General features: G+C 70.8%; 11 protein-coding genes and 1 pseudogene. 8 read left to right on the top strand and 4 right to left on the bottom strand.

Going from position 1 to position 11,616, the window contains the following annotated elements:
• From AB0M92_RS27900 to AB0M92_RS27885, 4 genes and pseudogenes are all read left to right on the top strand, one after another.
• Window positions 1-180: pseudogene (locus tag AB0M92_RS27900) on the top strand (undecaprenyl/decaprenyl-phosphate alpha-N-acetylglucosaminyl 1-phosphate transferase); the annotation flags it as partial.
• Between the two features lie 222 nt (window positions 181-402).
• Window positions 403-669 carry a hypothetical protein gene (locus AB0M92_RS27895; RefSeq protein ID WP_366105062.1) on the top strand — a complete coding sequence of 89 codons (267 nt, stop codon included), beginning with the start codon at window positions 403-405 and terminating at the stop codon, window positions 667-669.
• Between the two features lie 940 nt (window positions 670-1,609).
• A complete protein-coding gene (locus tag AB0M92_RS27890) occupies window positions 1,610-2,293 on the top strand; it encodes a hypothetical protein (protein ID WP_366105061.1) in 684 nt (227 codons plus the stop codon).
• A 262-nt stretch (window positions 2,294-2,555) separates the two neighbouring features.
• Complete coding sequence (locus AB0M92_RS27885; RefSeq protein WP_366105065.1) at window positions 2,556-3,644, top strand: selina-4(15),7(11)-diene synthase; 1,089 nt, start codon at window positions 2,556-2,558, stop codon at window positions 3,642-3,644.
• A 78-nt stretch (window positions 3,645-3,722) separates the two neighbouring features.
• On the opposite strand, the gene AB0M92_RS27880 is transcribed toward AB0M92_RS27885, so the two are convergent.
• Complete coding sequence (locus AB0M92_RS27880; RefSeq protein ID WP_366105060.1) at window positions 3,723-5,090, bottom strand: cytochrome P450; 1,368 nt, start codon at window positions 5,088-5,090, stop codon at window positions 3,723-3,725.
• 274 nt (window positions 5,091-5,364) lie between these two features.
• On the opposite strand from AB0M92_RS27880, the gene AB0M92_RS27875 reads away from it, so the two are divergent.
• Together AB0M92_RS27875 and AB0M92_RS27870 are read left to right on the top strand one after the other, a co-directional pair.
• Complete coding sequence (locus tag AB0M92_RS27875; protein WP_366105064.1) at window positions 5,365-6,738, top strand: cytochrome P450; 1,374 nt, start codon at window positions 5,365-5,367, stop codon at window positions 6,736-6,738.
• Between the two features lie 920 nt (window positions 6,739-7,658).
• Window positions 7,659-8,237 carry a DUF6585 family protein gene (locus AB0M92_RS27870; protein WP_366105059.1) on the top strand — a complete coding sequence of 193 codons (579 nt, stop codon included), beginning with the start codon at window positions 7,659-7,661 and terminating at the stop codon, window positions 8,235-8,237.
• 92 nt (window positions 8,238-8,329) lie between these two features.
• Here the strand turns inward: AB0M92_RS27870 and AB0M92_RS27865 are convergent, their stop codons facing one another.
• The 3 genes from AB0M92_RS27865 to AB0M92_RS27855 form a co-directional block, all read right to left on the bottom strand.
• Window positions 8,330-8,986 (bottom strand): GNAT family N-acetyltransferase, encoded by a 657-nt coding sequence (locus tag AB0M92_RS27865; protein ID WP_366105058.1) that lies wholly within the window; start codon window positions 8,984-8,986, stop codon window positions 8,330-8,332.
• A 119-nt stretch (window positions 8,987-9,105) separates the two neighbouring features.
• Entirely contained in the window at window positions 9,106-9,576 is a 471-nt protein-coding gene (locus AB0M92_RS27860) for a hypothetical protein (RefSeq protein ID WP_366105057.1), read from the bottom strand.
• A 136-nt stretch (window positions 9,577-9,712) separates the two neighbouring features.
• Complete coding sequence (locus AB0M92_RS27855) at window positions 9,713-10,744, bottom strand: helix-turn-helix transcriptional regulator (RefSeq protein WP_366105056.1); 1,032 nt, start codon at window positions 10,742-10,744, stop codon at window positions 9,713-9,715.
• 406 nt (window positions 10,745-11,150) lie between these two features.
• On the opposite strand from AB0M92_RS27855, the gene AB0M92_RS27850 reads away from it, so the two are divergent.
• Together AB0M92_RS27850 and AB0M92_RS27845 are read left to right on the top strand one after the other, a co-directional pair.
• Window positions 11,151-11,342, top strand: coding sequence for a hypothetical protein (locus tag AB0M92_RS27850; protein WP_366105055.1), 192 nt, complete (start codon window positions 11,151-11,153; stop codon window positions 11,340-11,342).
• 50 nt (window positions 11,343-11,392) lie between these two features.
• Window positions 11,393-11,611, top strand: a complete 219-nt coding sequence (locus AB0M92_RS27845) for a helix-turn-helix transcriptional regulator (protein WP_366105054.1) — start codon at window positions 11,393-11,395, stop codon at window positions 11,609-11,611.
• Window positions 11,612-11,616: the final 5 nt, after the last annotated feature.

The raw sequence follows: 11,616 nt of genomic DNA, 5'->3' as shown, positions 1-11,616 counted from the left end.
GTCCTGCTGCTCCTGCCGCGCTTCACCCCGCGCGCCCCGCGCTGGGCCGAGGGTCTGGTCCCGCCGCGCTACCGGCACGCCGAGCGGGCCGCCGAAGCGGCCGCCCTGGACGCCTCGGGCCGCGAGCCGGAGCCGGCCGAACCGGTCAGGGTCGGTGCCACCGTCGATGTCCGGCGGTGACGTACGGCGCAGGTCACGTAGGGGCGGTGACAGGAGGGGCGCTGGGTCCGTTCCGGCGGCTGGGCGCTCCAACCGGTCGCCGGGCGCAACCCGCCGCACCCTGCCGGCATGACCGAGTCGCTGTTCGCGATCTCGTCCTCCGGTGGTAGTTCACCCTTCAGGAGCTGCTGCATCCAAGGCTGAGGGCTTCCCCGCCGGGCCGGGGGGCTTTTACACTGGAATGTGGTCGAGAGCGCCCTCGGGGTCGAGCTTCCCGCCGACTACAAGGAGCTCATCCACGTCTACGGAGGAAGCAACTGGGACGACTACCTCTACGTCCTGGAGCCGGGGTGCCCCAACGACAACTACGACCTCATCGAATGGGCACGGAACCAGGCGGAAGACCTGGCGTTCCTGTGGGAATCGGAGAAGAGGCCGGCAGAACTGGAGAATGTCTTTACTGGCTCGTTGAACCAGGGATTCAGGCGGACCAATGGACCGTCATGGTGAACGAAGCGCGCGGCGATCGGTGGGAGCATTTCCCCGTATCCTGCACCCAATTCCTCTCGTCATCTCTCGACGGGGAGCTGCAGTCGAACGTCCTCTCCTCCTTGTTCCCTCGTGCTGCCCATGAATTCCGTAGACTCGAAGCAGTGTGACGTCGCGACCCGCCACCGGCGGCGAGCCTCTTCCGTGCAGTCGGGTGGCGTCCGCTTGCTGACGGTGCGTCCGGATGCTGGGCAGGGTGGGGTTTGCCGCCGCTTGCGCCGCTCGCGCCGCTCGCGCCGACGGGCCGTGGCACGCCTGCCGCGTCTCGGCTCGCGCGGTCACAGGCGCATTAGCCTGGGGCAGCGAGGTCACGCCGTCGACGGCAAGACTGAAGGAATCAACGTCATGGGTGGCGTGATCGGTGTCGCACCAGCAAGCCACACTGACCGCCGCGACGACCGTGAGGCGGCCCCGGTCCGTCCAGACCACCTGGAGCAGGAACTCCAGCTGGTCGCCCCTGTCTGCGTGCTCAATGACATCCAGGCCAAGGATGACCGGCGTCCATGGCTGCGGGCCGGGGAAGACCGCGTGCTTCGAGCCTACCGGCCGTGGCCGGTGGCCTGCCGGGGCCGCGCTCACGACGTCGCCTGTGCTCCGTGATCAGCTCACGCTCGTTCCCCGCTCCGGCCACTCACCCCGCTCCGTGTGCAGCGCGCGTTGAGCTTCCGCGAGGCTTTCAGGAACGTGTGGTCTGCCAGGCCTTCGGGGCGGGATCCGGCACAGTAGGCCGCCCCGGGCGAGCGGCTCAGGGTGGCGGCCCGGCGGGGCGTGGTGCCGGTCGACGCGTACGCCGAGCACGCCGGGTGGGTGGCGGCCCCCGGGAGCCCGGGGAAGGCGGCGACCGGATCCTCGGCAACTCCGCATGGAAGACTGGGCCTTGTGTAGCCACGAAGGGCAAGGAATGGATGACGACTTCTGCGCGGGCGCGGGGACGGACCGTGCTCCGCTCGCGGCAGACCACGGGGTCTCCCCGGGGCCCGTCCAAGAGCACCGGGACACCACCGCAGCCCTGGAGAACGCCATCTGCCAGGGGTTGAACCATCCTCCGCTCGGAGCCTTCACGGAAGTGCCTGAGCGCCGTGGCACCGTCATCGAGAGGTGGACCCGGCGGCTCGCGAAGTCCGAGCCGACACCGCTTCACGCCCTTCTCGTGATGGACGGCTCACCGGTCGACGCCTGTTTCGTGGACCCGCTGACCGGCATGCCCGCCCTGCGCAGCCCGGACGGCGCGGACGGCAATCCCGCTTGGCGGCTCTACGCCCCTTTGTCCCTTCCCGCCGACGGGGAAGAGCTCGCGTCCGTGACGCTGTACCACACCGCCTGGATCACGACGAGCCGTGGCCGCGTCTATCCCGCCCCCTGTGGCTCTTCCGAGCAGTTGGTCTGGCACCGCTGGGGAGGAACACCCGGTCGGACCGCGGCTGTCATCGACGCGCTGCTGGACGATCTCGGTGCGACGGTCGGCTCCGCCGGGCATCACGCCCGTACCAGGGGCCTGTCCGAGCTGCTCGGCAGGGATCACATGTACTGCGCGGAGCTCGGTCGTGACGTGCTGCTGGAGGCCCGCCGGTCTCCGATGGTCTAGCGCACGACGGGGGCGCTGCCGGCGATAGGGGTCGATCGTGCGACAGAGGCGCAAAGCGGACCCGCTCCCCCGTCGCTCTGGCCCGGCAAATGCGCATTCAAGCGGAAGCATGAGCCTGCTTGGTGCATTTGGTCGGATCGCCCCACTGGATCGAGCCATGCTCATGCCGCATGATCGCGAGTCGAGGTGCAGAAACGGGTGTGAAGCCTGTGCCACTCGGCGCAGGCCCTCGTCACCCGCGACAGAGGAGCCCCCACTCGTGATTGCCGTCCCGCCCCTGTTCTCCCCCATACCGCCCGCCATCCACCCCTGCCACGCGGAAATCGACGCGCAGACCGCCGACTGGGCGGAGACGTTCGCGATAGGGTCCGTCGACCTGCGCCGCAGGCTGGTGCGGCACGAGATCGGCGTTTTCGCGGCCCGGATTCTGCCGCACGGGCGCGAGGAAGTGGTCCGGGTCGTCGCGGACTTCGTGATGTGGCTCTTCGGCGTCGACGACGGCTACTGCGAGGAAGGACCTCTCGGCCAGCGTCCGGGAGATCTTGCAGGAACGATGCATCGGCTGCTGCGGGTGGCGCAGAATCCCGAGGCTCCACTGCTGCTCGACGATCCGCTGGCGTGCGGGCTGCGGGACCTGCGGGCCCGCGTGGACCTGTACGGGACGGACAGTCAGGCGGCCCGCTGGGTCGCCAACTTGCGCGAGTACGCCCTGTCCGTCGTATGGGAGGCCTCCCACCGCCGCGCGAACACGGTCCCGGCCCTTTCGGACTACACCCTGATGCGGCTGTACGACGGTGCGACGACGGTCATCTTCCCGCTGCTGGAGATGGGGCACGGGTACGAGCTGCCGCTCAGCGAGCGCGACGACAAGTCCGTCCGGGCCGCCGAGGAGATGGCCTCGTTCGTGATCACGTGGGACAACGACATCCTCTCCGACCACAAGGAACGCTCGGCGGACGGCTACCACCTGAACGTCCTGCGGGTCCTGGAGGAGGGTGGACTCGGCCCGCAGGAGGCGATGGCCCGGGCCATCGCCCAGCGTGACCGTGTACTGGGCGCCTTCATGCACCTCACCGACCACCTCTCCACGGTGGGCAGTCAGCAGATGCAGCAGTACACGGCCGGACTGCGGAGCTTCGTCCGCGGATCTCTGGACTGGGGCGTCACATCGGTCCGGTACACCACCCCGGACGACCCCGCCGATCTCCCCACGGCCTTCGCCACGAGACCGTCGGACGACAGCCCCGAGCCCCTGGGCATCGACGCCGTGTCGTGGTGGTGGGACGTGGTGCCGGCCGGCCGGCCCCTGCGAGCGGCTCAGCCGCTCGGCCTCTCCGGCATGCGGGGCTGACCGGACGTCAGAGTCCGCCGACCGGAGACCGGACGGGAGACCAGACGGGAGACCGGACCGGAGGCCCTTGCCGGTGCGTCACCGCCGGGCGACCACGGTCATGGGAATGGAGTCCGCGTGCGCCACGGCCGAGGCGACCTCGCGCGGCGTGTGCCCGGCGACCGGAACCAGCTTCCAGCGGTCCAGGATCGTCGCGATGGCTATCGTCGCCTCCGTCCATACGAACAGGTCGCCGATGCACTTGCGGTTGCCCGCGCCGAACGGGATGTAGGCGCGGCGGCCCGGACCGGCGGCCTGCCGCTCGGGAAGCCAGCGGTCGGGGTCGAACCGGTCGGGGTTCTCGTACAGGCCCGGATCGCGGTGGAGGGCGTACAGGCTGAACGCCACCTCGGTACCGCGCGGCAGGGCGACTCCCCCCAGGGTCACCGGCTCGGTCGTGCGCCTCATCAGGAGCGTGACGCCGTGCAGCCGGATCACCTCGTCGATGACGCGGCGCAGGGCCTCCAGCTTGGGCACGTGCAGTGCGGTGACGGGGCCGGCGCCGACGACCTCGCGGATCTCCGCGAGGACCTCCTCTTCCACGTCGGGGCGGGAGGCGAGCTCGTGGAAGGTCCAGGCGAGGGTGGCGGCGGTGGTCTCCGCACCCGCGAAGAGGATCGTGGACAGCTCGTCCCGCGCTTCCTCGTCCGACAGCCCGGCGCCGCTGTCGGGGTCCTGGGCCGTCAGCAGCAGCGACAGCAGGTCGTCGCGGCCGGTGGGCCCAGCCGCACGCGCGCGGGTCACCACCTCGTCGATGACCGCGCGCAGTTCCGCGGCCGCACGGTCGAACTCCCTGTTGGCACGTATGGGGAGCCGGTCGAGGATCTTCGGGGAGGCCGCGCGGACCAGGAGGTTCGTGAGCAGCACGGGCAGGTGCTCCCGGACCGCGTTGACGGCCGGCAGGCCTATTTCGGAGGAGAACAGCGTCCGGGACAGGGTCTCCACGGCGTAGCCCGCCATGGCCGGTTCCAGGTCGATGACATCGCCGGGCTTCCAGGAATCGGCCAGTGCCTGGGCACTGCTGCTCATGATCTCGGAGTACCCGGCGATGCGGTCGCGGGTGAACATCGGCTGGATCATGCGGCGGTGCCTGCGGTGGAACTCGCCGTCGGAGTTGGCGAGTCCGTTGCCGGCCAGCGGCCTCAGCCTGTCGAAGAAGCGGCCCTTCTCGAAGCTGTTCACCTGCCGGACGGTGACCTCGTGCACCAGATCGGGCGTGGTCACCACGTACATCGGCAGGGTTCCCAGGTTGACGCGTACGAGCTCTCCGTGGCCTCGCAGTGAGGAGAGGAAGCCGAGCGGATCTCTCCACAAGGCCAGAGCGTGGCCGAGGAGGGGCATGGCTCCGGGTGCGCACGGAACGGACGCGAGGGACGTGACGGTCTGCTCTTCGGATACTGACGACATGCCAGGTGGTCCTTCCTGCCGGGGTTTATGCGGACCAGGATCCCCTGCCGTACGCCCGAGGGCCCAGTGGCCCCACGAATCAGCGCCCTTGCCTTCCGCGCAAGATCATTTTCAGCCAAGTGCGCCGTCGGCTTGTCGCAGTTGAGGCGGAGACCTGCGCTCCGGTAGGCCGCCACGCGACGGTAAGCTGCACGTCGCTGACTCCTCGTCACTCTCAGTGCGGGCTCGCCCCAAGCCTTCCAGAGTCCCGTCCCCGCCCGGAGGCACCGTGACCATGCAATCCCCCGATACGACCACCGCCTCGGACGCTGCCACTCGCGGCTGCCCCATGCACGCAGCGGCCGCTGACGGCGTGCGCCCGCTCTACGGCACCGAGGCGGAGGCGCAGCCGTACGCCCTGTACGAGCAGCTCCGGGCCGAGCACGGCGAGGTGGCGCCCGTACGCCTGTACGGAGACGTGCCCGCGTGGCTGATATTGGGGCACCGGGAGAACCTTGAGGTGATGCGCTCCAGGAACTTCTCCTCCGACTCCCGCAACTGGCACGCGATCCGGAACGGAACCCTCGCCGCTGATTCGCCCCTGCGGCCCATCACGGCGTGGCAGCCGCTGGTCGCGCTCACCGACGGGACGGAGCACGCCCGTCTGCGGGAAGCGGTGACGGAGAGCCTGGCCGGGGTGAACCGGCATCGCCTGCGCCGCTACATCACCCGGTACGCGGTACGTCTCATCGACGGTTTCTCCGGGGAGGGCAAGGCCGACCTCGTCGCCGACTTCGCGCGGAAGCTGCCCGCGTTCGTGGTCGCCCACCAGCTGGGCATACCCGAGTCCGCCGCCCTGTCGGTGGGAGCGGCCGTTTCCGACATGATCAGTGGTGGCGAGGCCGCTCTGGCCGGCAACCAGCTGGTGGTCGAGACCGTGCACCACCTGGTGGAGAGCCGCAAACTGCAACCCGGCGACGACCTGGCCAGCCGGCTCCTGGCCCATCCGCGCGGCCTGACGGATGAGGAGGTCCGCCAGCACCTGCGGCTGATCCTGGTCGGCGCGCTGGAGCCCACGGCCAACCTGATCGCGAACACGCTCCGGATGATCCTGACCGACTCCCGTTTCCGCGGCAACCTCTCGGGCGGCCAGATGACGCTGCCGGACGCGCTGGAGCAGGTCCTGTGGGACCACCCGCCGCTCGCCGTCGTCCCGACCCGCTGGGCGACGTGCGACATCGAGGTCGGCGGCACCCAGATCGCGGCGGGGGACATGGTGATGCTCGGCCTGGCCGCCGGGAACGTCGATCCGGTGATCCGCTCCGATGCCGACAAGCCCGTTCACGGCAACCGCTCGCACCTGTCCTTCGGCGCCGGGGCCCACGAGTGCCCCGGCCAGGACCTCGGCCGGGCCATCGCCGAGACCGGCATCGACCTGCTGCTGGAGCGCGTCCCGGATGCGGCCCTGTCCATCCCCGATGACCAGCTGCAGGTGGTGGGCACGTGGATGTCGCGCCGGCTGACCAGCCTGCCCGTCGCATTCAAGCCCCGCCGCCGGGTGGCTCCCCCGGCGGCCGCTGCGCAGGCCCCGAGGGCGGCGGTCCAGCCCTGGGCCGCTCCCGTGCCCGCGCCGGCACCGAGCCGGTCCTGGCGGTTCTGGCGGCGGTAGCCGGCGGGGGCGGGGCGGGATCCGGTCGCCTCGCCGGCGCGCGGACGGGGCCGAGCAGGCTGGGACCCGCGCCCCGGCCCCGGCCGGCGCGGTTGCGTCTCAAGCGTGGCCCGCGCTCAGGAGGGTGACGGGGCTTGCCGAACCGTCGTACCGGGATACCAGTGCGCGGAGTTCGCGGGCACTTCCCGTGGGCAAGGCCTGCATCACCCTGTCGAGGAGAGCGCGGCCCTCCAGCGGGTTGCCACAGCAATACCAGTGCACGTTGCCCCGCTCGCACTCGTCCCACTGGCGGCCGTGGGCGCAGCGGACAAATTGCTGCCAGCGGTGAAGGGCCAGGACGACATCTCCTGGCTCCAGGTGGTTCCTCGTGTCTTCGAGGCGGACGACCTCCTGCACCGCACGCGCGGACAGGCCGCTGATGGACGGCGCCGCACCCCGGGCGCGCCGCCGGGGACGGGCGGACCGGATGCTGCCGGGCCGTCTACGCGGCACGGAGCCTTGTGGTCGTCTGCATGCCGCACATGGTGCCACCCCCTCGAACGTCTCCGCCCCGCTTTTTGTCCGCGGAAAGGATTCGGGGCTGTGGCTGGAGCGTGAACGCCGGTGAGCCCGCCCGTGACCGCCGGTCACGGATGACCGGTCGTGTGACCGGTCGTCTGACCTGTACGAGCAACACGGCCAAGGTCACCATCGGGTCGTTGTCCCCCACACCGGTGGAGGGCGTGGAGCCCATGTGGACAACCACGTGCAGGAACTGTCGCATCAAGGGAGGACCCATGGGCGTGGACAGGCACCTCACAGACCCGCCGTCCGCCGTCGCCGCCACGCTGGCGGGTCGGCGGGGGCTCGGCGAGTGGAGGCAGACCTTCGCCACCGATCAGGGGTGGAGGTGGCGGAAGTGGCGTGACTGGAGGCTGTACATGTACGCCGGCGGCGTGATCGTGACGTCGCCCACGGGATTGCAAGCCGCGTACGACTGGAAAACCGCACGCGTCATGCAGAACCTGACGACTGTCAACGGCGGACAACACGACGCCAAGTACATGCTCATCGATCCGGACGGCACCGCCCTGACGGTCGGTTTCGGCATCTTCCCCCTCCTGCGCAGTGAGAAGGAAGCGGCGGGCATCACCGAGGTGGTGCGCGGTTGTCCCTTTCCCTACCCGCTCGACTGGGGCCCCCACATCCAGCAGGCCATAGCCCGCGCTCAGCTGCCCGACGTACTCGCCCGCCTTGAGCGGGGCGAGACGGTGAACTTCGGACCGTACGAGGCCGGCCGGGAGGGGATCACGGGCGAGGACCGCAGGCGTCGTCTCACCACCCCCTGGGCGGAGATCCACAAGCTGAAAGTCCACGACGGAATGCTGTTCTTCAATCCGGAACGCGGGTGGCGCGCCGACCCTGACCGCAAGGGGCCGGACGCGGCGCACGTGAATCAGATCCCGAACCTGGAGCTCCTGCTCCAGCTCTGCCGGACGTTGTGCCGGCTCAAGGAATGAGCCGAGGCGCCGACGGGCGCCGGCCCCGTCTTCGCGGGGGCGGGGCGAAGCGTGACCAGGTAGGCCCCGGCGGATTCCGGGAGATGGGTACCTCACACCGCGGCGCGCCACATGGGCCACAGGGGTGGCCCGCCCTCGGGCAGTCGGATCTCACCGGTCACGCGGAAGCCGAGAGCTTCGTAGAACGGGATGTTCGAGATCATGCTGGATTCCAGGTAGGCGGGCTGACCGAGCCGGTCGCAATGGGCCAGCTGCTCCTTCACCAGCGCCGAGCCGACTCCCGTTCCCTGGAACCGGGGGTCGGTCCCCAGGGTCGGAAGGTACCAGTGCGGGGTGTCCGGGTGGGCGTCGTGCAGGGTGTTCTGGACGCTCGCCGCCCGCGACAGGCCCCGTACGCCGAACACGTGCGCGTAGCGAGGCATCGTCGCGAGCTCCCGCGCGGCGGAGGGCTGCCAGCGCCCGGGCCCCGACCACAGGGCGGCCGCCAGCAGCTGCCCGCCGCCCGTCGCCGCCACCCGTACGGCGCCCGCCCGCGGCCGCTGCTGACGCTGGAGCAGCTCGAAGAAGCGGGCGGTCCTGCGCGCCCGGTCTTCGGCGTCGGGGAACATCCAGCCCATGACCGCGTCAACGGCGAAGGCGCGGGCCAGCAGCGCGGCGATCGCGCCCGCCTCGCCCGGCCGGGCGCACCGGATGCCGTACCCGGCGGCGGGTCGTTCGGTACGGGCGGTGCGTGCGGGAGGTGCGTTCATGGGGCCACCGTAGGCAGGCCGCCCGCGGGTCCGCGGCGGCCGGCCCGGGGACACGCCGGGCAGGTCGCCCGTCGTCCGGACGCCGTCGTCGGACCGGCCCCGTGCTCACGCGCCGCCCGTCAGCCGGCCGTGTCCCGAGCGGTCGGGCCGAGGTGGATGAGCAGCAGCCGGGCGCCGGGGGTGAGGTCGGCGAGCCCGCTCCAGCCCGGTGGTACGTAGAGCACTTCGCCGGACCGCAGGCGGCAGGAGAAGGGGTCCTCGCCCCCCGGCCCCGCGTGCAGCAGCCAGGTGCCGGCCCCGCCGGCCTGCTGCACCAGAAGGGGGACGGACGAGCCGGTGGACAGCCGCCGGGTGCCTTCCGTGTCGGCCCGGTGCCACTCGACGGCGGGCTGCAGACCCGTCAGCCGTGCGAGTTCACGGACCTCCGCCGCCAGGGCGGCCGCGGCGTCCTGCCCCTCGTGGGCCACGCGCTCCTGCTCGGGCCACAGGATGGCGGGCCGCCCCTGGCCGCCGCACACGGCGAGGAACTGCGCCAGTTCCCGTACGTGGGACGGGGCCGCCACCCCGTCTGCCGATGACGCGCTGAACATGGGGCTCCCCCGAGGTGTGGTCTCCGTACGCGCCGCTCGTACGGAACCTGGGCGCCTGTGTGGTACCGAGCATTCCCCATACCTGGCCGCCGGGACAGTCACGAAGAACTGTTCCCGCAACTCCCCCACGTACGCGCTACGAAGGGACGAGCGGTCCGTCCGGTCCCACGGGGTCCAGCAGGCCCTGGGCCGCTGCGCGGACGCCCGCCTGGAAGCGGCTCTCGGCGCCCAGCTCGCCCATGATGTCGGCGATGTGGCGGCGGGCCGTGCGCAGCGACATGCCCAGGCGGCGGGCGATCGCCTCGTCCTTCAGGCCGGCGGCGAGCAGGCGGACGATCGTCTCGTGGATCTCGCGGGCAACCGTTTCGAGTTGCTGGCCGACCGCGGCGGTGAAGGGGGTGGCCCGGTCCCAGGTCTGCTCGAAGATCTCGCACAGGTAGTTCACGGTGGACGGCTCCCGGATCACCACCGCTCCCCAGCTGCCGTCCTGGACGGGGATGAACGCGGTCTCGCGGTCGAAGACGATGAGACGGCCGAACAGCTCGTGCGCCGTCCGGTACTCGCCGCCGAGGACCGAGGCGGCTGCGACGTAGGCCTGGCTGGGTCCGTTGAAACGTGCCGTGTGGTGGTAGAGGGTGCGCATCCGGACGCCGCGTTCCAGGATGGCCCGGTCGCGGACCAGCGCCTCTTCCATCGCTTCGGAGACGCGGGCGCCGCCGCCGGGCTGACTGGCGATGATCTCTTCGCGGCAGCGTTCGGAGGCGTGGGCGAGGGCTTCGCGCACGAGGTGGAGGTTCTCCAGGACCTCCACCGCCCCGGAGGCCGAGCTCCGGCTCTCGTAGGCCGGTGCGGCGCGCAGCAGTTCCTTGCGGATGCCGGAGAGTTTCTGCTGCTGTTGGAGGATCTCGGCTTCCACGGGGGCGGCGAGCTGGGCGGCCGCGGTCTCGGGGGCCACGGCGAACACGCTGGTGGGCTCGCCCGGGTGTCTTTGCAGCAGGCGCAGGCGCAGCAGGCGTTCGACGGCGGCGGCGGTGTCCTCGTGGCGGGCCCCGGTTCTCGCGGCGACGGCGTCGACGGACACGGTGCCGTGTTCGAGCACCCAGGCGTAGACGGCTATGTCGGAGTTCTGCAGTTCGCCGGCAGCCACCAGTGCGTCGTCCAGTCCCATGGCCTGCGTCCCCCGCCCGATCTGTCAGGGTCCCCGAGAGGGGGCCCTGTGGTCCAAGGCGAACAGAATAGGAGGAGAGGGGCAGTCCGCCGCACCGGAAGACGCGGTGCGGGGCGGACGCCGGATCCCGCGGACCGCACGAGTGGGCAAATCACGCCCTTAAATGGCTGGATTTATCAGGCTGAACCGACCCGCGCCCGGACGGGGCGGACAGGTTCCGGATCGCGGCCGGAGAGCCACCGTGCGCACGATGTCACGGAAGGTCCGATATGCCGCCCGTCGCCTTCGTGCCAGGTACTTTGATGAGGGGGGTGAACGGTCGTTCGCCGGTCGCGGACAGGACAGTGTGGTCCCTGTCAGGAACCAGACCCCCGGCTGAGAGGCCGGGAGAGTAGGAACACCCCCCATGAAGATGAAGCGACCTTCCCTGCCCGTACGGCTCGTGCTGGCTGCCGTGCTCACCGTCGTCTGCTCCGCCACCGCGGGGGTGGCGGACCTGGTCCGCCCGACCGCGCACCCGGCCGACGTGACGCGGACGGTGGCGGAGAACTGCACGGGCAGCCAGAAGTGCACCGACGACACCTCCTGGGGCGGCTGACCCGCACCTGCCCCGCCGTACGTCCGCGCGAACCGACACAGGAGTCCGTCATGGCCGACAGCAACACCGCTGCGCCCAGCTTCACACCCCGCGAACAGCAGGTCCTCGCCCTCCTCTCCGGGGGTGACACCTACTGCTCCATAGCGAAGCGGCTGGGCATCAGCCGGCACACCGTCGACACCTACCTGCGCCATCTGCGGAAGAAGACCGGTACCCACAACCGCACCCAGCTGGCCGTGCTCGCGTCCCAGCTGGGGTACCGGGCCTGATCCGG

This window comes from Streptomyces sp. NPDC051582, from assembly GCF_040681715.1.
Lineage (GTDB): Bacteria > Actinomycetota > Actinomycetes > Streptomycetales > Streptomycetaceae > Streptomyces.
Note: the sequence above shows the minus strand (reverse complement) of the source record. Positions and strands in the feature narration are given on the sequence as shown.